Source organism: Rhizobium sp. CCGE 510, assembly GCF_000292525.1.
Lineage (GTDB): Bacteria > Pseudomonadota > Alphaproteobacteria > Rhizobiales > Rhizobiaceae > Rhizobium.
Map to the genome: position 1 here is coordinate 1 of NZ_AEYF01000004.1, position 21,114 is coordinate 21,114.

The window sequence follows — 21,114 nt, forward strand, 5'->3', positions numbered from 1 at the left end:
AACAACACGGTTGCTGAGGTGCGTAGCCCATAGGGCGAAGCCTCGAAGGACGGGGCTGGCCACCGCAGCCACCCGCCCTCGCCCTTCGAGGCCCCTTGCGGGGCGCCTCAGGATGAGGGCTGATCGTTGAGCAGGCCGCCCTCTCCTCCCTCATTCCTGTGCTCGTCACAGGAATCCAGCCACCGCGCGTCTGCGCGGTGAATGGCAAGGAAGTCTCCCGCGCCCAAGGACTTGGGCGCACTGGATTCCTGTGACGAGCACAGGAATGAGGGAAGTTGAGGTGGCGCTTGCACTAAAATTTTCGCTTGTGCGCGTTGATAACAGGCCCTGAGCCTGGCGCACCCTATCCCGGCCCTTCGCTTTGGGCTCAGGGCGTTCGCCGCTGCAATCGATTCACTGGATCGATTGCTGGCGCCTTGCGCCACCGTTGCTCACCCACCCGCAATTCCCAGCAATTCGGCATCCAGCGCCTTCAGATAATCGCCGGCGATGTCGGCGCTGAAGCCGAGGTCGTGTTGGCCGTAGCGGGAGGCGACGCGGATGTCGACGAAGGTGGTTTCGGCCTCCTCGCGCAGCCGGATGAGGATATCGAAGCGCAGGCCGAGGATCAGCGTGCGGTTGGTTGCCTGCAGCGTCACGCCATTGGCGCCGCGGATCATCCTGGCGACATCGTCGTCATAGGGGCGCGGCGTCGGCACCGGCACGATATCGGGCGCATCGGCGACGGCCGCGTCGTCGCCAGGCTCGGGCTTTGCCGGCTTGTCCTCCGGGTCGCGGTCGGGTTCGGTATCGCCGGTGCTCTTGACGATGGTATAGCCGCTGTGCTTGGCGACCTTGCGCACCGCCTCCAGCACGCGGTCGAGCGCGCCCTCATAACGCCGGCCGGTCAGCTCGGGATAGGCGGTCAGCTGCTTTTCACGATCCTCCGGCGTCACCGGATTGCGCTTCAGCCAGATCTGGTCGGATTTCGGCGGTGACAGCCAGTCCGGCACCGAGACCGGATCGGTGGAGACGTCGTAGATATCAGGCAGGGTCAGATAATGTTCGGTGGCAAAGGCGCCGAGCGCCAGGGGAAAGGCGGCGTAGATCAGCGCCGCGAGTGCCGCCAGCCCGCCTTCGGCGCCGGTCAGCCAGAGGCTGCGCAGCCCGATGGCGGCGAGCATCGCGGCCAGCAGCGCGCAGCCGGCGGCGCCGATCAACAGCAGCACCAGATAGGGGGTGGCGAGGCCGCCGAAGCGATGGGCGATCATCACCGCCAGCGCCAGCACCAGCGAAAACGCCCCAAGCAGCCGCGAAAAGCGGGCGGCGCTGGAAACGGGACGGTCGAAACGGATGGCCATCAAACTTACCGGTTGCTCGTCAGCGCCGCGCCTTCAACCACGCAAATCGCCATATCCCTGTTTAGAGCATGATGCCGAAAAGTGTGAAGCGGTTTTCGGTCGACATCATGCTCTATTTCTTTGATCCAGATCCGGATTCAGATTTTAGGCCAGCCCGACCTAAAATCATCCGGATCTGGTCAAGATTCGGCTGAATTGAAACTGTTGTGTTGGAATATCAGCTGGAATTCGCGAGCAGAGACCATGGCAAAAACGGGGCGATTCCATAAGCCCTTGCTGATATGGCAAAAAAGGGCCATTCTGCCGCGGTTTCATCTCCGAATTCAAAGGCAAGGAGAGACGGGATGATTTCAACCGAGATGGCCGCAAGGCCGCAGGCGTCTACGCTTGGCGGGATCGACCACACCGAGCCGATGCTGCCGATGGAGCTGCTCGAGCTCGAGCTTTCGCTCGAAGGTTATGCCGGCGGCGATGCCGGCTTCTGCGAGGCGGTGCGCCAGGCAGCGCAACGGTCGGGCGGCGAATTGCTGTTCGACCTGCCGGCCGCCGGCCTCGTCGAGGATTGCCGGCGCATCGCCGTGCTGCGCATTCCCGATGACGGCAGCGAGATGCGCGTCGTGCTGGCGCTGCTCGATTATGCCGGCACCGAAATCCGCATGCAGGCGCCGGATGAGGAAACCGCGCATCTGGTGCGCTTTGCCGAAGCTTTTATCGAGCTGCTGGAGCGGATCTAGAGCTTCAGAGGATGATCCCGGGTATGGGCTAGCGCCGCTCGGCCGCTGCTTCCGCAACACTGCGGAACGGGAACTTGCGGCCGCATTCGCACTTGATGACGAAATTCTCCTGGTGGTTGGACGGCCGTTGCACGCCGAAGCCGCGCGGCAGCCGATCGACCATGAAATCCGGGTGCTTGCGCTTCGGATCGTCGATCTCCGAAGCTTCGGCAAAGCCCTCATTGCCGCATTGCGGGCAGTTCAGTTTTTTCGAGAATCGATCGCGGATGGCCATGCTCGTTCCAGTGTTTGTCAGCTCCTCATACAGAGGAATCTGCGGCGACGAAAGTGGAACCATATGCCGGGGATGCCGTTCCTTTTTTTGAAAAGGAGGCGATCATGCCCAACAGAGACCCGATGCCGATCCCGAATGCCGACACCCCGCGCGGCCCGACGCCAACCCCCGGCATTCCCGACCCCACCCAGCAAAAGCCGCCGCTGACGCCGGTACAGGACCCGTCCGACACGAAGAACCCGCAGGACCCGCCGCTCAATCCGGCGCTGCTGCCGATCGGGGATCCAGCTGGGGCGGCGTGAGGATGTCGGTTGTGCCGTATGGCTGCCCCTCACCCTAGCCCTCTCCCCGTAAAGAACGGGGAGAGGGGACGTGGCCTGCGCGAGGTATGCGAGAGACGGAGAGGTCGCGACGTGTCTCCTTCGCCCCGCGCGCGGGGAGAAGGTGCCGGCAGGCGGATGAGGGGCTGGCCTCGCCAATCTCCTCGCTTGACGCCTGCACCCGATTGCCGCTTCCTCAGGGAAAAGCAAGGAATACACCGATGCGCATCCGCCTTCTCCTCACCATTGCCACCCTCGCCGCCGGGCTGTCCGCTTGTCAGACGATGACGCCGGAGGAGCGGCGGGCGGCGGATGAAGGGCGGTGTCAGAGCTATGGCTTCCGGCGCGGCACGGATGGCTTTGCCACCTGCCTGCAGCGCATCGATCTCGACCGGCGGGCCCAATCGCGGGCGCAAAGTGCCGAGATGATGCAGAGCATGGCCTGGGATCTCAACGGGCCGTATATCTACCGCGATCGCTGGCGGCACCATCATTGAGGCCGAGCTGACTACTTCCCTGATATGACCGCCTGCGCCGCCGCCAGTCTGGCGATCGGCACGCGGAACGGCGAACAGGAGACATAGTCCAGCCCGATGGTTTCGCAGAAGCGGATCGAGGCCGGGTCGCCGCCATGTTCGCCGCAGATGCCGAGCTTCATGTCGTTGCGGGTGCGCCGGCCGCGTTCGGCGGCGATGCTGATCAATTCGCCGACACCGTCGAAATCGAGCGAGATAAACGGATCGTGCTCGATGATGCCCTTGCGCTGATAGGTGGGGATGAAGGCCGAGGCGTCGTCGCGCGAGATGCCGAAGGTGGTCTGGGTCAGGTCGTTGGTGCCGAAGGAGAAGAATTCGGCGGCTTCGGCAATCACATGGGCGCGAAGGGCGGCGCGCGGCAGCTCGATCATCGTGCCGACGAGATAATCGATCTTCATGCCGGCCTCGGCCGTGACATCGCCCGCGACCTCGTCGATGCGCGCCTTGACGTAATCGAGCTCGGAACGCAGGCCGACGAGCGGCACCATGATTTCCGGCACCACGGCGGCCCCGGTCTCCTTGGCTGCGGCAACCGCCGCCTCGAAGATGGCGCGGGCCTGCATCTCGACGATTTCGGGATAGGAGATCGCCAGCCGGCAGCCGCGATGGCCGAGCATCGGATTGAACTCGTGCAGTGCATCGACACGCTGGCGCAGAGCCTGCGCCTCCATGCCCATGGCGAAGGCGACTTCGGCGACCTCATCGTCGGTCTTCGGCAGGAATTCGTGCAGCGGCGGGTCGAGCAGGCGGATCGTCACCGGCAGGCCATGCATGACGGTGAAGAGGCCGGTGAAATCCAGCCGCTGCATCGGCAACAGCTTGTCGAGCGCCAGCCGCCGGCCCTTCTCGTCGACGGCGAGGATCATCTCGCGCATGACATGGATGCGCTCGCCCTCGAAGAACATGTGCTCGGTGCGGCAAAGGCCGATGCCTTCGGCGCCGAAGGAGCGGGCGGCCATCGCATCGGCCGGCGTATCGGCATTGGTGCGCACCGTCATCCGCCGGGCGCGGTCGGCCCAGCCCATGATGCGGCCGAAATCGCCCGAAAGCTCCGGCTGGATCATCGGCACCTCGCCCTTCAGCACCTGGCCGGCCGAACCGTCGATGGTGATGATGTCGCCCTTCTTCAGGGTGACGCCGATGCCGAGCAGCCGCTCGTTGCGCTGATCGATGCGCATGGTGCCGGCGCCGACGACGCAAGGGATGCCCATGCCGCGGGCAACGACCGCCGCATGGCTGGTCATGCCGCCGCGCGTGGTCAGGATGCCTTCGGCGGCATGCATGCCGTGAATATCCTCGGGGCTGGTCTCGACCCTGAGCAGAATGACCTTGCGGCCCTCCGACTCGGCCTCGACGGCCTCTTCGGCGGTAAAGACGATAGCGCCGGTGGCCGCCCCCGGCGAAGCCGGAAGCCCGGTGCCGATCACCTGGCGGGTGACACGCGGATCGATCGTCGGATGCAGCAGCTGGTCGAGGCTCGACGGTTCGATGCGCAGCACCGCCTGCTCTTCGGTAATCACCTTCTCGTCGACCATGTCGACGGCGATCTTCATTGCCGCCCGGGTCGAGCGCTTGCCGGCGCGGGTCTGCAGCATCCACAGCTTGCCGCGCTCGATGGTGAACTCGATATCCTGCATGTCGCGGTAATGGATCTCGAGCTCGGTGCAGATGCGGCACAGTTCGCGGAACGCCTCCGGCATCAGCTTTTCCATCGAGGGTTTTTCCGAACCGGAGGAAATCCGGCCCTCCTCGGTGATGCTTTGCGGCGTGCGGATGCCGGCAACGACATCCTCGCCTTGCGCATTGACCAGGAATTCGCCGTAGAGCGCCTTTTCGCCGGTCGAGGGGTTGCGGGTAAAGGCAACGCCGGTGGCCGAGGCATTGCCGAGATTGCCGAAGACCATCGCCTGGATGTTGATCGCCGTGCCCCAGCCTTCCGGAATATTGTGGAGCTGGCGATAGGTGACGGCGCGCGCATTCATCCAGCTGGAAAACACCGCGCCGACCGCGCCCCAGAGCTGCACCTCCGGATCCTGCGGGAATTCCTGCTCCAGCTCCTCCTCGATCAGCCGCTTGTAGAGGAAGACGATATGCTGCCACTCGGAGGCGCTGAGTTCGGTATCGGTTTCATGGCCGAGCTTGGCCTTTTCGTCTTCGAGGATCTCCTCGAAGGCGTCGTTGCCGAGACCCATGACGACATCGGCATACATCTGGATGAAGCGGCGGTAGCTGTCCCAGGCAAAACGGGCGTCGCCGGCATCATGGCCAAGCGCCTGCACGGTCTCGTCGTTGAGGCCGAGATTGAGCACGGTGTCCATCATTCCCGGCATCGAGACACGGGCGCCGGAGCGCACCGAGAGCAGCAGCGGCTGGCTGCCGGCGCCGAAGCGGCGGCCGGTGATTGCCTCAATGCCAGCTATGCCGGCGCGCACCTCGGCCTTCACAGCGTTCTCAATCTGGCGGCCGTTCTTGTAATAGGTGTTGCAGGCATCGCTGACGATCGTCAGCCCCGGCGGAACGGGAAGTCCCAGGGCGCACATTTCCGCCAGATTGGCACCCTTGCCGCCCAGAATCTCGTGATCGCGCGCCCGGCCCTCAGCCTGCCCGTCGCCGAACGTATAGACCCACTTGGTCATCTTCCCCCCAACACCAAACCGGGATTAGCTTAATCCGTTGGTGTTGAAATGAAAATCGACAAATGCGGCGAAATGTTGCGTTGCACAATAAATCTGGAGTGCGCGCCACAGTCGAAACGATTAAAACCGTGAACGCCGGAAAAAAGGCACAAAAAAAGCTTTGCGGGACTGCAACAATGTCCCGCAAAGCCTTGTTTCCGTCCGGCCAGGAAAACCGGACGGGGGGTCCCACAACCCAGGAACGGTTCAGCTTTTTTGAAAAAGGAACCGCTCTGACCGTCATCTTACGCAACTCCGGGAAAAACGGATCTCTCCTCCCCTGAAATTGCTCTAACGGCTTCCGGTTCTTGCCCTTGCCCGGAAAACCGCACGCAAATTCGACAATACGCAACGCTTGATTGCCCGCTTTTCAGCTCAGTAATTAGGTTGCGTTGAAACAACTTCTAATGCAAGTCAGCGAAAAGAGCATCACCCAAATGGGGTACAGGCGGCAAGAGAGCCGACCTTTTTTGGTGTTTATTCCCAGTTTTCTGATTTCACGCAATTTCTGGGCGCAAAACCGCGTCGCAGCTTTGCTGAAATTGCGCTGGTCTGCTGGAGCCGGTCAGGCGATCTCGCGCAGGCGTTCGGCTGTCTGCAGGTCGACGGAGACGAGGGTGGAGACGCCCTGCTCGGCCATGGTGACGCCGAAGAGGCGGTTCATGCGGGCCATGGTGATCGGATTGTGGGTGATGATGACGAAGCGGGTTTCGGTGGAAGCCGCCATTTCGTCCATCAGGTTGCAATAGCGCTCGACATTATGGTCGTCGAGCGGCGCGTCGACTTCGTCGAGCACGCAGATCGGCGCCGGATTGGTGAGGAAGACGGCAAAAATCAGCGCCATCGCCGTCAGCGCCTGCTCGCCGCCGGACAGCAGCGTCATCGTCTGCGGCTTCTTGCCCGGCGGCCGCGCCAGGATTTCGAGGCCGGCCTCCAGCGGATCGTCGGATTCGATCAGCTGCAGCTCGGCGGTGCCGCCGCCAAACAGATGGGTGAACAGCCGCTGGAACTGGGCGTTGACGATGTCGAAGGCGGCGATCAGCCGTTCGCGGCCCTCGCGGTTGAGGCTCTGGATGGCGCCGCGCAGCTTGCGGATCGCATCGATGACGTCGTCGCGTTCCCGGATCAGCGCTTCGAGCTTGTCGCTCAGCTCCTTCTGTTCCTCGTCGGCGCGCAGGTTGACGGCGCCGAGCCGTTCGCGCTCGATCCTGAGACGCTCCAGCTCGCGCTCAACCTCGCGCGGATCGGGTAGAGCCTGCATGGCCGGGCGCCCGGTCAGCTGCAGCGCTTCGTGCGGGGCAACGTTCAGCACTTCACGGATGCGGCTTTCGTTTTCCCCGCGCTTCTCTCGGGCCGAGACCAGGCGCTCCTCGGCGCGGCCGCGGCGTTCACGGCATTCGGCAAGTTCCGACAGTGCGGTCGTCGCCTTGTGGTCGGCCTCGCGCTGGATGCGTTCGGCCTCGGCCAGCAGATCGCCGGCATTGCGGCGCGCTTCTTCGGCCTTCTGCAATTCGCTCATCAAAGCCCGGCGTTTGTCGTCGAATTCATCCGGCGCCAATTCGAGCTCGGCTGCCTCTTCGCGCGCCTCTTCCTCGCGCTCGCGCAGCGTGGCGACATGATCTTCACCGCTTGCCGCCCGCTGGCGCCAGGTCTCACGCTCCTGGCCGATTGCCAGGATGCGGCGCTGGCGGGCCTCGTTTTCCCGCGCCAGACTTTCATGGCGGGCGCGGCTTTCGGCCAGTGCGCCACGATCGGTCGCCACCTCCGCCTGCTGGAAGCGCAGCCGCTCGTCGATCGCAGTCAGATCAGGCGCGTCCTCCAGCTCGATGCGGGCATTCTCTTCCTGGATGGCGATCTCCTCCAGCTGCGAACCCAGCTGGCTGACGGCTTCGCTGACAACATCGCGGCGGCGGATCAGATCGCCGGAGGCGCGTTCGGCGGCGACCAATGCGTCGCGCGCCTCGGCGAGGTGGCGGGCCGACAGCCGGCTCATGTCGCGGGCATCAGTAAGCCGGCGCTCCTCGCCGCGGATCGCATCAGCGGCGGCGGCCTGCCGCTCCTCAGCTTCGGCAAGCACGTCGCGGGCAAGGGCCGCCTCGCCTTCGAGCTCAGTCAGACGGTTCTTCTGGGCAAGACGCAGGGCTGCAGCGCTCGGGGCGTCGGCGCCCGTCACGTGGCCGTCCCAGCGATAGACGGCGCCGTCTTTCGTCACCAGCCGCTGGCCGGGCTGCAGCGCTGCCATCAGCCGCTCGGCATCCCCCGCCCCGACCAGGCCGATCTGGCGCAGGCGGCGGGTGAGTGCGGCGGGCGCGCTGATATGGGCAAGCAGCGGCGTGACGCCTGTGGGAAGTGCGGGATCGCCGGCGCCATCGCCATTGTCAGACCAATGGGCCGGGGCCTCGGCAGCAAGCGGCGATTCCAGATCGTCGCCGAGGGCAGCACCCAGTGCTGTTTCGAAGCCGCGATCGACCTTCAGCTCATCGGCAACCGGCGGGAATTTGCCGGCGGCGGCACCCGCGGCGAGCATGCGGGAAATGGTGCGGGCCTCGGTTTCCAGCGCATTCAGGCTCGAGCGGGCCTGATCGACCGGCGCGCGCGCCAGCGCCTCGGTCTGGCGGGCGGCGGCAAGCGCCTGCTCGACGAGCTGAACGGCGGCTTCGGCGTCGGCGAGCGCGATTTCGCCGGCCTCGACGATGGCGCGTTTTTCATCCGGGTCGGGCAGGCCGGCGATCTTTTCGCCGATCACTGAGAATTCGCCGTTGGCCTCATCCATCTGGCGCTCGAGGCGCATGCGGCGATCGGTGAGATCGCGGATGGCGCGCTCCAGCTGGTTGCGGCCGGCGGCAGCCTCGGCGCGCTCGGCGGTCAGCTGGGTGAAAATGCGCTCGCTGTCTCCAAGTTTTGCCGCCGCTTCCTCGAAGGCCTCGCGGGTCTCCTCGGCGTAACGACCGGAATCGGCCAGCACCTCGGAAATCTCGGCCTCTTCGGCATCGAGCCTTGCCAGGATGACGGCATTGTCGGCGACCAGCCGCTCCTCGCGGCGGATATCCTCGCCAAGCTGGGCGAGACGGCGGGTCAGCTCATCGCGGCGGCGCAGGATGCGGCCGACATCCTCCTCCAGCTGGCTGCGGGCGATCTGCAACCGCTGCAGGGCGGCGGCGGCGCGGGCCTCGCCCTCGCGCAGTTCCGGCAGCTTCAGGCTGGCGATACCCTGGTTCTTCGCCGCCTCCATCTGGGCCTGCGCCTTTTCGGCAACGACTGATGTCGCCTGGTTCAGCGCGCTGTCGGCCTCGGCCTCGGCTTCCTTGGCCTGCACCCAGCGGATATGCAGCAGCATCGCCTCGCGGGCGCGGATATCGGCCGACAGCGTCTTGAAGCGGTTTGCCTGGCGGGCCTGCCGCTTCAGGCTCTCGATCTGGCTTTCGAGCTGCGAGGTGACATCGTCGAGACGCTCGAGATTGCCCTCGGCGGCGCGCAGCCGCAGCTCGGCCTCGTGGCGGCGGGAATGCAGACCTGAAATGCCGGCCGCCTCTTCCAAGAGCTGGCGGCGGGCCTGCGGCTTTGCCTGGATCAGCTCGCCGATTCGCCCCTGCCCGACCATCGACGGCGAACGGGCGCCGGTGGAGGCATCGGCAAACAGAAGCTGCACGTCCTTGGCGCGGCTTTCCTTGCCGTTGATGCGATAGAGCGAACCCTGTTCACGCTCGATGCGGCGGGTGACCTGGATCTCGTCGCTGTCGTTGAAAGCGGCAGGCGCGGTGCGCGTGGCATTGTCGAGATAGAGCGCCACTTCGGCAGTGTTGCGGGCCGGGCGGTTTCCCGAGCCGGAGAAGATCACGTCGTCCATGCCGGAGGCGCGCATGTTCTTGTAGGAATTCTCGCCCATCACCCAGCGCAGCGCCTCGACAAGGTTCGACTTGCCGCAGCCGTTCGGGCCGACAACGCCGGTCAGCCCGCGCTCGATGATGAATTCCGTCGGCTCGACGAAGGATTTGAAGCCGACCAGGCGCAGCTTGTTGAACTTCATGCAGAAGCTCCGCAGCGCCGGGTGGGCTTGGAACCCCCCTCTGCCCTGCCGGGCATCTCTCCCACAAGGGGGGAGATCGGCAAGTGGCTAGGCCTTCCCCAAACAACGAAGCGCCTGCGCGGAGCAGTCATGAAAGCCGAGACAGAGCGCCCAGCCGATCTCCCCACCTGTGGGGGTCCGAAGGACGGGTCGAGACCCGTGGCTCGACCCTGGGTCCGGCAGGACAGAGGGGGGTGCCCCTTGCCGCTACCCCACAAAAAAACGGGCGCACGGCTTTCACCGTCGCCCGTCGTCGTCAAACGGTTCGGTTCAGAGCAGACTGTCGATGAGCCCCGACAAGGTTTCAACCGGCATGTCTCCAGAGTAGCGCTTGCCATTGATGAGGAAAGTCGGCGTGGCGTTGACGCCGAAATCTTTGGAACCTCTTTCCCGCACGGCGTTCACTTCATCCAGAAGCTTCTGGTTCGTCAAGCATTTCGTGAAGCTATCCTCAGTAAATCCGGCGAGCTTCGACATCTGCAGCAGTGCGGAGCGGCCGTCATCGGCGGCGGCCCAGACCTGCTGCTGCTTGAACAGCATGGAGACCATCGGGAAATACTGCTCCGGCGTGCTCAACTGCTCCGGATTGGCGGGGCTGCAGCGGGCGAGCATGAAGGCGGCGGCGGCACGCGGGTCGAAGGGGAATTCGCGGATGATGAACTGCACCTTGCCGGCGTCGACATATTTCTGCTTGATCGCATCGAAGGTGGTGTTGTGGAAATGGGCGCAATGCGGGCAGGTCATCGACATGTATTCGACGATCTTGACCGGGGCGTCAGCCTTGCCCAGCGCCATCTCAGGCAACGGGCCGGGCTTCAGCACCGCGGCCATGTCGACATCGCCATCGGATTGCGGGGTTTCGGCCGCCGACGTGGCCGCCGTCTGGATGGTGTCGACATCGGTGCCGTCGGCCATGGTCTTGCCGGAAGACGAAGCATCGGCAGCGTCTTTGCTGTCGTTGCAGGCGACAAGCGCTGCGGCAGCTGCGGCGATGGCGATCCCACCCAGGAGGCGGCGTTTCGTCAGTTGCATTTCAGACATCTGCATGGGTTCCCCATAAGCAATGAGAGTGACGGCATGACTGTGCGATATAACGGCTGGCGGCCGCTCACAAGCCACGCTTCACCAACTTCCTTCAAAGAATTGTGACCGTGATGGGACCGCCAGACAAAATTGCGATCGGTCGGCTTGCGGATTCATCGATAGACATCGCGGCGGTTGCCAATCCGCACATGCCCAATCTTCCAAAGCTCATTGCTCGGCGGCTCGGTGAAACTCAATTCTCCACGCCATGACGCGTCACCAGTTCGGCCAGCGGCACGCTATCGCTCTCTTCCCGACGAAGCTCTTCGAGGCGTTTTTCGGCGAGATAGATATCCTCGAGATCGTCAAGGTGTTCGATGATGGCTTGACGTGCATAGAAGCTTTTGCTGCGGCCCGTGCGCTTAGCGAGTTCCTCAAGCCGCGCTTCGATATCAGGCGGCAACCGCAAGGCCAGCATGATCTTTCTCCTGTCTGCTATACAAGTATGGCATCCAAAGAGCCCGATCACCAGTAGCCTCTCGGATATGCATGCGTATTTCAGCGACGCGTTGAGTAACCATACCAGCAGGTGCTTGTGCATGGATGCTCGGGTCAAGCCCGAGCACGACGGAGGGCTGGGTCGGCTTCTCGAAATACAGCGACAGGTGAAGACATGGGCGGCACTGGCACCTCCAGCCTGTTGCGCTCCTCAATCTCCGTCATCCCAGGCCTTAAGCCTGGGAACCATCGCCCCGCTGGTGCATACCGCAGGATCGGAATTAGGAAGCTCTCTAGCGCCAATCCCCCGCTTTGCCCATCACCGCCGTGCCTTGTCGAAACTGGACGCCTGGTGCAGGTCGCAGTCAAAAGCGGAGGATGACTTTCAATGTCTAATAACAGGCGTTGACGGTATACAGCAGATCGAGTGTTGATTTTTCCGACGGCTTTTCAGCAGGATAATTTGAATGCATTCCTTAACCAAGTCTTTTCTCTATAACCTGCTCATTGCTGTTGCTTTAGCCATAAGCGTCACCAGCGCGCGCGCCGCCGAAGACAGCGGGAATATTATTTTTAATCAGATGCTTAAATGTTTGAAGCTACCTGCGGAAGCACCCAGCGTTTATAACTTCGCGGTTGTCGCGGTCATCAAGGATGGATCTGCTGATTTTTTGTCCATCAATTTTCTCTCCCCGCCATCAGAATGGGAGAAAACCGCGGCCCCATTGGTCGCTGACGCGATCACGCAATGCGAGCCCTATACGATCTCGGGCAGAGTCGAATTCCCCGTCACCCGCGAGCGTGTTGAAGCAGGATCAAAAAACTAAACGTCCGGAAGACGGTTTTGACTCGCCTGGTTTACTCATCAACGCCCACTCCCCCGCTTGCCCATCACCGCGGTCCCTAAGCGCTGGATCGCCTGGCGCAGTTTGTCGCCCTCGATGCCCTCCATCATGCCTTCGAGCTTGCGGGCGGCTTCGCCTTTCAGCGGTGGCGGGGTGCGGGAGCGGCGGGCGGGGTTCGAGACCGGCTTTTGGACGATGCGGATCTGGTGGACGGCGGCGAAGCCGAAGAAGCTGTTGATGCGCTGGATGAGCTCGCCCTGCGCATGGGTGAGGAAAAGCGCGCGCGCGCCTTCGCAGGCGATCGTCAGCACGCCGGGGCGGAAGCCGCCGGTCTCGTTGCCGCCGCGGGCCTCACTGCCGCCGCGGGCCCAGGCGATCTTTTCCGGCCGGGTGCAATCGGCGAAATCCTCGCCGGCGATCTCGCTCCACGAGCCGAGCAGGGCGGTGTTGATGCCGGCGCGGCGGGCAAGGACGGGATCGATCAGCCCGTTCGCCAGCTCGGAAATCTGCTTTGCACCTTTGCGTGGATAACTCATCGAAACCCTTGGACGCCCCTGCCAAACGCACAGGCAATTCGCATCACCGGCTTGATCGCGCGGCGTTGCTTCGCCAAGTATAGGCACTTCCCCCGATCCCGGCAAATCATGACGCTCACGACAATCGACACCCCCTCCGCAAAGCCCCTGCTCGACTGGTACGACCGTCACCACCGCGATCTGCCCTGGCGTATCTCGCCTGGCATGGCGGCGCGCGGCGTCAAGCCCGACCCCTATCGCGTCTGGCTTTCCGAGGTGATGCTGCAGCAGACGACGGTGCAGGCGGTCAAACCCTATTTCTCCAAGTTTCTGCAGCGCTGGCCTGCGGTCACCGATCTTGCCGCGGCCGAAAACGACGCGGTGATGGCCGCCTGGGCGGGGCTCGGCTATTACGCGCGGGCCCGCAACCTGAAGAAATGCGCCGAAGCGGTGGCAAACGACCATGGCGGCATCTTTCCCGATACCGAAGAGGGGCTCAAATCGCTGCCTGGGATCGGCGACTATACGGCAGCTGCTGTGGCGGCCATCGCCTTCAACCGGCAGGCGGCCGTGATGGACGGCAATGTCGAGCGGGTGATCTCCCGGCTCTATGCGATCGACACGCCGCTTCCGGCGGGAAAGCCGCTGATGAGGCAGAAGGTGGCGCTGCTGACGCCGGCGGGCCGGCCCGGCGATTTTGCCCAGGCGATGATGGATCTCGGCGCAACGATCTGCACGCCGAAGCGGCCGGCCTGCTCACTCTGTCCGTTCCGCGGCGCCTGCGAGGCGCTAAAACTTTCCGATCCCGAACTTTTTCCGGTCAAGGCGGCAAAGAAGGAAAAGCCGGTGCGCCAGGGTGCGGCCTTTGTCGCAGTCACCGGCGACGGCGAGATCCTGCTCAGGCGGCGCATCGACAGCGGCCTGCTCGGCGGGATGACCGAGGTGCCGACAACGGCCTGGACGGCGCGGCTCGACGGCGAAACCTCAGCCTCAGCCGCGCCCTTCGAGGCGGCTTGGCAAGCCTGCGGCACCGTCATCCATGTCTTCACCCATTTCGAGCTCCGGCTGTCGATCTGGCGGGCGGCGCTCGCTGGCAAGCCAAAAACGAAAGGCGGCTGGGATGACGAATGGTGGGAGCCGGTTACAAATCTTGAGGCGCAGGCCTTGCCGACCGTCATGAAAAAAGCGATCGCAGCGGCTATTCCTCTCGCGTTCAAAACATCCAAGGGACCACCATGACCACCGAGATAAAGCATATTGTTTTCGATATCGGCAAAGTCCTTATTCATTACGATCCGCATCTTGCCTTCAGCCGGCTCATTCCCGATGAGACCGAGCGCAACTGGTTCTTCGCCAATATCTGCACCCATGACTGGAACATCGAGCAGGACCGCGGCCGCACCTGGGCGGAGGCCGAAGCGCTGCTGATTAAAGAGCACCCTGCCCGCGAGGAACATATCCGGGCCTTCCGCAAATATTGGCACGAGATGGTGCCGCACGCCTATGAGGACAGCGTCGCGATCATGGAAGGGCTGATTGCCGAAGGGCGCGACGTGACGATGCTGACCAACTTCGCCTCGGACACTTTTCGCGAAGCACAGGCGCGTTTCCCCTTCCTCACCCTGCCGCGCGGCGTCACCGTTTCCGGCGATGTCGGCCTGATCAAGCCGGATCTCGCCATCTACGAGACCCATACGAACAGCTTCGGCCTCGATCCGGCGGCGACGATCTTCATCGACGACGCGCCGGTCAATGTCGAAGGCGCCAAGGCCTATGGCTGGAATGCGGTGCTGTTTTCGGGCGCCGACAAGCTGCGCAGCGATCTCGCCGCTCACGGATTGAAGGTCTGAGACCCATGGCTTTCGACCCAGCAGAGGAAATCGACCGTTTTCACGCCGCCATCAACGCGCTGGATTTCCCGGCGATCGAGGCCTATTTCGCCGAGGACGCCACCTATGTCTCGAACGGCGTCGGCAGTCTGGCCGGCTGCGGCGAGATCATGGCCGCCTTCCGGAAGTATTTCGACGACTATCCCGATCAGACCGCGGAAAATTCGCTGGTGGAGACACTGACGCCGCTGTCCGGCCGGGCCGTCTGGTCGCTGCGCGCCACCCACAGCCAGACCGGCAAGCCGCTGGTCCGCGAAGGCGAGGAGACGATCACCTTCAACGAAGAAGGCCGCATCACCCGCGTCGACGTCACCGATTATCAGGCGTTCTGACGATTGGATCGCCAAAAATAGAAGACGCCCGAGGTTCGAGCCCCGGGCGCCTTGGCCTTCTTCCGCAACTGGAGGAAACCGGAAGAAGGTATTTCGATCCGCCGAAGGTGCTGCTCACTCCACCTTTGCCAGATCACTGCGGATTACGGACCTGAGATCGTCGATCGGGCGCAGGGACTGCCCGTCTTCGAAATGCCAGAAGGTCCATCCATTGCATGCATCAAGACCCTGCACCTTGGCGCCGAGACGATGAATGGAGCCGGCATCGCCGCCTGAAGCCACGGTGCCGTCGGCGCGCACGATGGCGCTGTAGCGGCGCTTGGCATCGGTCAGCACCTGGCCGGGTTTGATCAGGCCGCTTTCCACAAGCACGTTGAAGGCGACGCGAACCTCGGCCTTCTTGCCGGTCATGACGGTCAGTTCCGCCTTCCCCAGCGGCTCGACGGCGGCGATGCGGGCCGATGCGGCATCGATATAATCCTGCTCGCGCTCGATGCCGACGAAGTGGCGGCCGAGGCGCTTGGCGACGGCGCCCGTCGTGCCCGAGCCGAAGAAGGGATCGAGGACGATATCGCCTGGTTTGGTCGAGGCCATGATGACGCGGGCAAGCAGCGCTTCCGGCTTCTGGGTCGGATGCACCTTCTTGCCGTCCTCGCCCTTCAACCGCTCGCCGCCGTTGCAGATCGGGAACAGCCAGTCCGAGCGCATCTGCACATCGTCATTGGCGGCCTTCATCGCATCGTAATTGAAGGTGTAGCCCTTGGCCTTGGCACTGGGGCTTGCCCAGATCATCGTCTCATGGGCGTTCTGGAAACGGCGGCCCTTGAAATTCGGCATCGGGTTGGTCTTGCGCCAGATGATGTCGTTGAGGATCCAGAAGTTCAGATCCTGCAGCGTGGCGCCGACGCGGAAAATATTGTGGTAGGAGCCGATCACCCAGATCGAGCCAGTCGGCTTCAGCACGCGCCGGCAGGCCAGCAGCCAGGCACGGGTGAAGGCGTCATAGGCCTCGAACGAAGCGAACTGATCCCATTCGTCATCGACGGCATCGACCAGCGACTGGTCGGGACGATGCAGCGTTCCGCCGAGCTGGAGGTTATACGGCGGGTCGGCAAAGATGATATCGACGGAGTGGGTGGGCAAAGCCTCGAGGGCACTGACGCAATCACCCTTGATGATCGTGTCGACCCAGGAATCCGACCTAGAATCCGGCCGGGAACCCGACCTGACGGAAGCCTTGAGGTCGGCAAGCGGAAAAACTGATGCCATTCTGATACTCACTCATACGCTTGACGCTTAACTCTCCGTTATGGTTACGCAACTTAGTTACCAAAGCCTGAAGCGGTGGCCGATTTCGGGAATTTATTCGGCGGCGGCGAGGCGAGCCGGCGGGGATGGTCGAAACCCATCGAGGGCTGAACTGCGGTTAAACGACGTCAACCATCTCTCTATTCAAGATTTTCGCGGGTATCGGCAATACTCGTTATCGAGTCAAACATCAGCGTATACTCCAACAGCACAGTGTCTGTTATTTTATTACCCTGCATTCTTCTCATTTCACAGCTAACTTGCTTCTCAAAATAGCTGCCTTTTATACTGCATTCTCCATCGATTTCATTTTTACTGCGGCCGGTTAAGCGCGCGGCATCCGAGACCGCTCGTTCCGGAAATGTCACCCCGATAAAATCAGGATTCTGAACGTACATGATAACGGTCGAAAGTGTGAGGAATGCTAAGACAATGAAGATAAAGGAAAATATAGCCGTCCAAGTAAATTTTATGATCCTTGAAGCCCACACGATTTGGCTTCCCCGTCTGGTTTGAGATTTAGGCTGTCGATAGCATTTCTTCCGCTTTTATATCAAATAATCCGTTGTCACGCGCATAGTTCAAATCGGTTGCGCCCGCTGCGGGAGACGGTCTGCGCCCATCAGGGACGCGGAGAAATGTGGTCTCTTTTCGGGCCGGGCAAAGGCAGACAGAAAGCATCGCGGGGCGCATGATCCATCATGGCAACATAAGACTCGAAAGTGGGAATAACCTTGAGCTGAATGGCGAGGCTGACGCAGGTTTCTTTATCATTGTGTGTTTTCAGACAGCTATCGACGCGTTGATAATTACCTTGAGTCTCAGCGTTCGCGAATATCTCTTGCGGATTTGAATCAAGGCTGAGACCATATTTGTCAAACTCCGCGCTCACCTCAGGGTCTTTCCAGTTGTAGAGCTTGAGCGCGATCATATGACTAATCAGATGGCTCTGGAGCGCGTTTTCGGTCAATGGGAAATAAGAAGGCGGAACAAGTGCCCTATAGGGAATGACGGCGAAAACGATATCGCTGAGTGTCTTCTGGTCTCTCTGTCTGGCAAGGCGCCACAGCTCTTTCCAAGCCTGAGCGCAATCGCCGCTATCCAGCAGCTTCACGATCTTTACCTCAAACGCCGTTGCCTTGGTATCTTTGGCGTTGACGACCGTCGGCAGCAAATGCGCAGTTAAGATTAGTGCTGCAATGAGCCAAGCCGGCTTCCGTGCTAATAGACTAATCTGGGTGAACACGTGCGACTCCAATCGAAACGCTCCCTCCGACTTCTAATTCCTAGCATTTCCGGTATCTCTCTATTGCGAACTCAAAGGCTTCATCTCGGACGCCTTCGTCGTCGGCCCCTCTGGCGGTGCCATGCAAAATGCCTCGCGGGGAGCGATATCCATCATTGAAACATAAACGTCGAAAGGCGGAATGATTTTCAATTTGATTGCAAGCTCGACACATTTCCCGGTGTTCTTATTGCTCTTTAAGCAAGCATCCACACGCCTGTAATCTTCAACTAATTTCTTATCCCCAAAATGCCTCGGAAACCTGTCTTTCAGCGTAATCCCATGAACTTTGAGACCCTCTGCGATTTCGGGGTTTCTCCAGGCATATAGGCTGAGTGCGGTAATCTGGTCTTCGAAATGCTGCACGAAATTTTCTGCAATCGGAAAATAGGATGGCGGCACAAGAATTCCAAAAGGCAGTAGCCGATCCGCAAGTGAGGCCAAAGCTTGTGAATTTCCCTGGCGCGCCTCATGCCAAACGATTTTCCATGCTTCTGCGCAATTGCCCTTGCGGATCAGATTAAACGCTTGCTTCTTAAGGGCCGGCTGCTCATCGCCCGTCTGTGCAAAAACTGGGATTGGAGCAAGAACAGCAGCCAAAGCAAATGCCATGAAGACCGCTTGAGAAAGAAAATAGCGGGAATAATTTTTTCTATCAGCCATTCCGGATGCAAGCCTAAAAATGCAATTTAAGGCTTACTTTTCGAAGATATTCGAAACCATTGCAAGTCATGGCGAGAAAAACGGAATTCAACCGAAAGCAGCCCGCGCCTCTACGGCCCCATCATCGCGCCGCATCATGCACGCTACGGCTATCGGCCGGCGCCTCGTCGCGTTCGAACATGCCGTAATCGCGCAGGACGCTGGCAATCCGCAGGCGGTAATCGGCGAAGATACCGCCGCGGCCGGCTTGCTGGGCGGCCCGGTGGGCTTCGAGGTTGCGCCATTCCTTGACCGCCGCCTCGTCACGGAAGAAGGAGAGCGACAGCAGCTTGCCGCGGTTTGTCAGGCTCTCGAACCGTTCGATCGAGAGGAAGCCGTCGATCTTTTCGAGTTCCTCTCGCAGCTCGCCGGCCAGATCCAGATATTTATGGCGTTCACCCATATAGGGCACCACTTCGAAGATGACGGCGATCATGGCAGCACCAGCTTGGCGTGAGGGGCGGAGACATTTTTGAGGAAGATGCGGTCTTCCTTCAGAATGAAGCGTTCGCGCCTGAAAATTCGTAATTCTCGCGGCCGCGCGGATCGGCGGCCAGCCTGGCGCGGTAGGCCTCGTAGGCGGCGAGGCTTTCGATGTTGTAGACGCCGTAAGCCGTCGTCGCCGAACCTTCGTGCGGGCCGAAATAGCCGATCAGGTCGGCGCCATTTTTCGGGATCGTCTGGCCCCAGTTGCGGGCATATTCGGCGAAGGCCTCTTTCTTGAAGGGGTCGATTTCGTAGCGGATGAAGCAGGTAATCATCGGTTTCTCCTTTTGCTCTCCACCCTTTTCGCACATTGCCTGACGGCAATGCTTCGGTTACGATCGAAGTATGAAGGAAGGTCCTGACATTGCGCAGATCGGCGCGCTCATCGGCGATCCCGCCCGCGCCAACATGCTCGCCGCACTCACCGGCGGCCGGGCGCTGACAGCGACCGAGCTTGCCGGCGTCGGCGGCATCACCGTGCAGACGGCGAGCACGCATCTTGCCAAGCTCGAGGCCGGCGGGCTGCTTGCCCAGCGCAAGCAGGGGCGCCATCGTTATTTCACATTGGCCGACGAGGCCGTCGCCCGGCTGATCGAAAGCATGATGGGTTTTGCCGCCGGGCGCGGCCATCTGCGCCACCAGCCGGGACCGAAAGAGCCGGCGTTGCGCAAGGCGCGCATCTGCTACGATCATCTGGCCGGCGATTACGGCGTGCGCATGCTCGACAGCCTGATTGCCTCAGGCTCGATCGACGCGGTCGGAGATGGGTTGGCGCTGACCGAAAAGGGCGAAAACGATCTGCAACGTATCGGCATCGATGTCGGCGACCTCCGATCGTCGCGCCGGCCGCTCTGCCGCTCCTGCCTCGACTGGAGCGAAAGACGCGCCCATCTCGCCGGCAGCCTCGGCAAGGCGTTGCTGTCAAACTTCCTCGACAAGGGCTGGGCGCGGCGCACGGCCGAAAGCCGCTCGATCCTCTTCACCCCGGAAGGCGACCGGCAGTTTCTGATGCTTTTCCCGATCGATGCATAGGTTTGCTGCGGATCTGCAAAAACTTGCCGGCGCCTTTCCGGTTGGTGCTGCCTTATGCGCCGGCCTTCTTCTCATCCTGCTGCCACATGCGCCCGCAGTGCCGCGAGAGTGAGCGCCAGTGCGGCGTGATTGCTTTCGGCTTCGCCCAGCACGTTTTCGCCGTCCTCGATCTCGCGCAGCTGCGCGCCGTAAAGCCAATCGTCCGACGTCTGGCGGCCGCGGGCCAGGTGCCAGACCGCATCCGGCCGGACTTCCCGGCAGAGATCGATGGCATGATTGACGTCGTGGGTGAACGGCCGCGCCATCAGGAAGCCGTGCTGCGACCTGATGCTGCTCGGCATGTAGTCGTGGGGACCGTCGAAATCGGTCGGCTCGGCGGGCCGGAGCTGCTTCAACAAAAACGCACAGGTGATGAAGGCGTCGATCCGGCCGTCGGGCATATCGGTCTTTTCCAGGGTTTCGATGATATCCTCGATCGTCATGCAGTCTTCCTTTTGGTCCGTTCTTTGGCATGCCGCCTCTCCTCTTCCCCATAGCGGCGGTGGCGTCCTCTTCCCCGAGCGCCATCTAGTGCATGAGAATGCCAAGGGTAGCCCCGGAGATGCAGCTGGCCGGCGTTCAAGCGGATTTCATCGATCTCGCACCCGCCTCGCTTGAGGCAACAGCCTGTCGCGCCCGTCCTGGTCGAATTGTCTGGGCGTCGTGGTTTTCGGATTGAGAGCGGCAGTCAGTTCTGAGCCGACAAGGCCTAAATGCAGCCCTTCTTCCTCATCTTCCTTTGGACCTTGGCCCTCTTTTCGGGCCCATCCCCGGCATGTTTTCCGCCGGTCAACCCATGATCCATCATCGCCTGCAGCTCTGCACAGCTTCTGTGGTGCTTGCCGCCCTTGGCGGTGACGTCGGTGGATGTGAAGGCAAAGAGCAGCGCTACGGCTGCCGTCGATCGAACAAGAACTGACAGCCTCATGGTCCCTCTCCTGTTGCCCTGCATGCTACGCCCATGCCCGTGAGCCCGCAACGAAGATGGTGTCGCATGTGCCCGGCGAGAAGCCGGTCGAGAATACCACCAATCAGAGATCATCCTGGCGCAACAGTGGGTTAGATGGGCTCGCCTCACCCGATCGAGGGCGAGCCTTTGCCTCGGCGCGCATGGCGCCGGTGCTTGAAGCGGTCCTCCTCCGCACGGTCCGCCAGAGCATTCAACTACTCATCGAATGAGACAACAAGTGCAACCTATTGTTTTTGCGCGGCTTA

The 21,114-nt window shown here is 61.8% G+C and carries 21 protein-coding genes and 2 pseudogenes; 8 read left to right on the forward strand and 15 right to left on the reverse strand.

What is annotated here, in order from left to right:
- Positions 1-431: 431 nt before the first annotated feature.
- A complete protein-coding gene (locus RCCGE510_RS03480; protein WP_007627193.1) occupies positions 432-1,340 on the reverse strand; it encodes a DUF1499 domain-containing protein in 909 nt (302 codons plus the stop codon).
- A 344-nt stretch (positions 1,341-1,684) separates the two neighbouring features.
- On the opposite strand from RCCGE510_RS03480, the gene RCCGE510_RS03485 reads away from it, so the two are divergent.
- Positions 1,685-2,074: a hypothetical protein gene (locus RCCGE510_RS03485; RefSeq protein WP_007627196.1), complete on the forward strand. Its 390-nt coding sequence runs from the start codon at positions 1,685-1,687 to the stop codon at positions 2,072-2,074.
- Positions 2,075-2,102: 28 nt separating this feature from the next.
- Here the strand turns inward: RCCGE510_RS03485 and RCCGE510_RS03490 are convergent, their stop codons facing one another.
- Positions 2,103-2,348 (reverse strand): hypothetical protein, encoded by a 246-nt coding sequence (locus RCCGE510_RS03490; RefSeq protein WP_007627202.1) that lies wholly within the window; start codon positions 2,346-2,348, stop codon positions 2,103-2,105.
- 104 nt (positions 2,349-2,452) lie between these two features.
- On the opposite strand from RCCGE510_RS03490, the gene RCCGE510_RS03495 reads away from it, so the two are divergent.
- Both RCCGE510_RS03495 and RCCGE510_RS03500 read left to right on the forward strand, forming a co-directional pair.
- Complete coding sequence (locus RCCGE510_RS03495) at positions 2,453-2,650, forward strand: hypothetical protein (RefSeq protein ID WP_037077688.1); 198 nt, start codon at positions 2,453-2,455, stop codon at positions 2,648-2,650.
- 239 nt (positions 2,651-2,889) lie between these two features.
- The gene (locus RCCGE510_RS03500) at positions 2,890-3,165 is read left to right on the forward strand and encodes a hypothetical protein (protein WP_007627207.1); all 276 of its coding nucleotides are present in this window, start codon (positions 2,890-2,892) and stop codon (positions 3,163-3,165) included.
- 11 nt (positions 3,166-3,176) lie between these two features.
- Here RCCGE510_RS03500 and ppdK read toward each other — a convergent pair whose 3' ends face one another.
- From ppdK to RCCGE510_RS03520, 4 genes are all read right to left on the reverse strand, one after another.
- Positions 3,177-5,840 (reverse strand): pyruvate, phosphate dikinase, encoded by a 2,664-nt coding sequence (gene ppdK / locus RCCGE510_RS03505; RefSeq protein ID WP_007627209.1) that lies wholly within the window; start codon positions 5,838-5,840, stop codon positions 3,177-3,179.
- 604 nt (positions 5,841-6,444) lie between these two features.
- Entirely contained in the window at positions 6,445-9,906 is a 3,462-nt protein-coding gene (locus RCCGE510_RS03510) for a chromosome segregation SMC family protein (protein ID WP_007627210.1), read from the reverse strand.
- Between the two features lie 309 nt (positions 9,907-10,215).
- Complete coding sequence (locus RCCGE510_RS03515; protein ID WP_007627211.1) at positions 10,216-10,992, reverse strand: DsbA family protein; 777 nt, start codon at positions 10,990-10,992, stop codon at positions 10,216-10,218.
- 229 nt (positions 10,993-11,221) lie between these two features.
- Positions 11,222-11,446 carry a DUF6290 family protein gene (locus RCCGE510_RS03520; protein ID WP_007627212.1) on the reverse strand — a complete coding sequence of 75 codons (225 nt, stop codon included), beginning with the start codon at positions 11,444-11,446 and terminating at the stop codon, positions 11,222-11,224.
- Between the two features lie 487 nt (positions 11,447-11,933).
- On the opposite strand from RCCGE510_RS03520, the gene RCCGE510_RS03525 reads away from it, so the two are divergent.
- Positions 11,934-12,293: a hypothetical protein gene (locus RCCGE510_RS03525; protein WP_007627213.1), complete on the forward strand. Its 360-nt coding sequence runs from the start codon at positions 11,934-11,936 to the stop codon at positions 12,291-12,293.
- 38 nt (positions 12,294-12,331) lie between these two features.
- On the opposite strand, the gene RCCGE510_RS03530 is transcribed toward RCCGE510_RS03525, so the two are convergent.
- The gene (locus RCCGE510_RS03530) at positions 12,332-12,847 is read right to left on the reverse strand and encodes a DUF721 domain-containing protein (RefSeq protein WP_007627214.1); all 516 of its coding nucleotides are present in this window, start codon (positions 12,845-12,847) and stop codon (positions 12,332-12,334) included.
- Between the two features lie 108 nt (positions 12,848-12,955).
- Between RCCGE510_RS03530 and mutY the strand changes: the two genes are divergently transcribed.
- The 3 genes from mutY to RCCGE510_RS03545 are packed head-to-tail and all read left to right on the forward strand — an operon-like array spanning position 12,956 to position 15,047.
- Positions 12,956-14,065, forward strand: a complete 1,110-nt coding sequence (gene mutY / locus RCCGE510_RS03535) for an A/G-specific adenine glycosylase (protein ID WP_007627215.1) — start codon at positions 12,956-12,958, stop codon at positions 14,063-14,065.
- The gene (locus RCCGE510_RS03540; protein WP_007627216.1) at positions 14,062-14,676 is read left to right on the forward strand and encodes an HAD family phosphatase; all 615 of its coding nucleotides are present in this window, start codon (positions 14,062-14,064) and stop codon (positions 14,674-14,676) included. Before mutY ends, RCCGE510_RS03540 begins: the two co-directional genes overlap by 4 nt.
- Before the next feature lie 5 nt (positions 14,677-14,681).
- Complete coding sequence (locus RCCGE510_RS03545) at positions 14,682-15,047, forward strand: nuclear transport factor 2 family protein (RefSeq protein ID WP_007627218.1); 366 nt, start codon at positions 14,682-14,684, stop codon at positions 15,045-15,047.
- A gap of 114 nt (positions 15,048-15,161) precedes the next feature.
- Here the strand turns inward: RCCGE510_RS03545 and RCCGE510_RS03550 are convergent, their stop codons facing one another.
- From RCCGE510_RS03550 to RCCGE510_RS03575, 6 genes and pseudogenes are all read right to left on the reverse strand, one after another.
- On the reverse strand, positions 15,162-16,316 hold the full coding sequence (locus RCCGE510_RS03550; RefSeq protein ID WP_007627220.1) for a site-specific DNA-methyltransferase: 1,155 nt from the start codon (positions 16,314-16,316) through the stop codon (positions 15,162-15,164).
- Between the two features lie 179 nt (positions 16,317-16,495).
- Positions 16,496-16,753: a hypothetical protein gene (locus RCCGE510_RS03555; RefSeq protein ID WP_240539620.1), complete on the reverse strand. Its 258-nt coding sequence runs from the start codon at positions 16,751-16,753 to the stop codon at positions 16,496-16,498.
- A gap of 224 nt (positions 16,754-16,977) precedes the next feature.
- Entirely contained in the window at positions 16,978-17,601 is a 624-nt protein-coding gene (locus tag RCCGE510_RS03560; RefSeq protein ID WP_157179865.1) for a hypothetical protein, read from the reverse strand.
- A 60-nt stretch (positions 17,602-17,661) separates the two neighbouring features.
- Positions 17,662-18,303, reverse strand: coding sequence for a hypothetical protein (locus RCCGE510_RS03565; RefSeq protein ID WP_037077653.1), 642 nt, complete (start codon positions 18,301-18,303; stop codon positions 17,662-17,664).
- Positions 18,304-18,424: 121 nt separating this feature from the next.
- Entirely contained in the window at positions 18,425-18,778 is a 354-nt protein-coding gene (locus RCCGE510_RS03570; RefSeq protein WP_007627228.1) for an antibiotic biosynthesis monooxygenase, read from the reverse strand.
- Positions 18,775-19,103, reverse strand: a pseudogene (locus RCCGE510_RS03575) (NIPSNAP family protein). Before RCCGE510_RS03575 ends, RCCGE510_RS03570 begins: the two are co-directional and overlap by 4 nt.
- Before the next feature lie 70 nt (positions 19,104-19,173).
- On the opposite strand from RCCGE510_RS03575, the gene RCCGE510_RS03580 reads away from it, so the two are divergent.
- The gene (locus tag RCCGE510_RS03580; RefSeq protein ID WP_007627233.1) at positions 19,174-19,860 is read left to right on the forward strand and encodes a metalloregulator ArsR/SmtB family transcription factor; all 687 of its coding nucleotides are present in this window, start codon (positions 19,174-19,176) and stop codon (positions 19,858-19,860) included.
- A gap of 52 nt (positions 19,861-19,912) precedes the next feature.
- Here the strand turns inward: RCCGE510_RS03580 and RCCGE510_RS03585 are convergent.
- Together RCCGE510_RS03585 and RCCGE510_RS03590 are read right to left on the reverse strand one after the other, a co-directional pair.
- A pseudogene (locus RCCGE510_RS03585) lies at positions 19,913-20,342 on the reverse strand (hypothetical protein).
- A 266-nt stretch (positions 20,343-20,608) separates the two neighbouring features.
- Positions 20,609-20,827 (reverse strand): hypothetical protein, encoded by a 219-nt coding sequence (locus tag RCCGE510_RS03590; RefSeq protein ID WP_007627236.1) that lies wholly within the window; start codon positions 20,825-20,827, stop codon positions 20,609-20,611.
- Positions 20,828-21,114 lie beyond the last annotated feature (287 nt).

Bases quoted from the DNA above. Each gene is read 5' to 3' on its own strand.
- RCCGE510_RS03480 (WP_007627193.1), bottom strand. From the start codon at position 1,340: ATGGCCATCCGTTTCGACCGTCCCGTTTCCAGCGCCGCCCGCTTTTCG.
- RCCGE510_RS03485 (WP_007627196.1), top strand. From the start codon at position 1,685: ATGATTTCAACCGAGATGGCCGCAAGGCCGCAGGCGTCTACGCTTGGC.
- RCCGE510_RS03490 (WP_007627202.1), bottom strand. From the start codon at position 2,348: ATGGCCATCCGCGATCGATTCTCGAAAAAACTGAACTGCCCGCAATGC.
- RCCGE510_RS03495 (WP_037077688.1), top strand. From the start codon at position 2,453: ATGCCCAACAGAGACCCGATGCCGATCCCGAATGCCGACACCCCGCGC.
- RCCGE510_RS03500 (WP_007627207.1), top strand. From the start codon at position 2,890: ATGCGCATCCGCCTTCTCCTCACCATTGCCACCCTCGCCGCCGGGCTG.
- ppdK (WP_007627209.1), bottom strand. From the start codon at position 5,840: ATGACCAAGTGGGTCTATACGTTCGGCGACGGGCAGGCTGAGGGCCGG.
- RCCGE510_RS03510 (WP_007627210.1), bottom strand. From the start codon at position 9,906: ATGAAGTTCAACAAGCTGCGCCTGGTCGGCTTCAAATCCTTCGTCGAG.
- RCCGE510_RS03515 (WP_007627211.1), bottom strand. From the start codon at position 10,992: ATGCAGATGTCTGAAATGCAACTGACGAAACGCCGCCTCCTGGGTGGG.
- RCCGE510_RS03520 (WP_007627212.1), bottom strand. From the start codon at position 11,446: ATGCTGGCCTTGCGGTTGCCGCCTGATATCGAAGCGCGGCTTGAGGAA.
- RCCGE510_RS03525 (WP_007627213.1), top strand. From the start codon at position 11,934: ATGCATTCCTTAACCAAGTCTTTTCTCTATAACCTGCTCATTGCTGTT.
- RCCGE510_RS03530 (WP_007627214.1), bottom strand. From the start codon at position 12,847: ATGAGTTATCCACGCAAAGGTGCAAAGCAGATTTCCGAGCTGGCGAAC.
- mutY (WP_007627215.1), top strand. From the start codon at position 12,956: ATGACGCTCACGACAATCGACACCCCCTCCGCAAAGCCCCTGCTCGAC.
- RCCGE510_RS03540 (WP_007627216.1), top strand. From the start codon at position 14,062: ATGACCACCGAGATAAAGCATATTGTTTTCGATATCGGCAAAGTCCTT.
- RCCGE510_RS03545 (WP_007627218.1), top strand. From the start codon at position 14,682: ATGGCTTTCGACCCAGCAGAGGAAATCGACCGTTTTCACGCCGCCATC.
- RCCGE510_RS03550 (WP_007627220.1), bottom strand. From the start codon at position 16,316: ATGGCATCAGTTTTTCCGCTTGCCGACCTCAAGGCTTCCGTCAGGTCG.
- RCCGE510_RS03555 (WP_240539620.1), bottom strand. From the start codon at position 16,753: ATGTACGTTCAGAATCCTGATTTTATCGGGGTGACATTTCCGGAACGA.
- RCCGE510_RS03565 (WP_037077653.1), bottom strand. From the start codon at position 18,303: ATGGCTGATAGAAAAAATTATTCCCGCTATTTTCTTTCTCAAGCGGTC.
- RCCGE510_RS03570 (WP_007627228.1), bottom strand. From the start codon at position 18,778: ATGATCGCCGTCATCTTCGAAGTGGTGCCCTATATGGGTGAACGCCAT.
- RCCGE510_RS03580 (WP_007627233.1), top strand. From the start codon at position 19,174: ATGAAGGAAGGTCCTGACATTGCGCAGATCGGCGCGCTCATCGGCGAT.
- RCCGE510_RS03590 (WP_007627236.1), bottom strand. From the start codon at position 20,827: ATGAGGCTGTCAGTTCTTGTTCGATCGACGGCAGCCGTAGCGCTGCTC.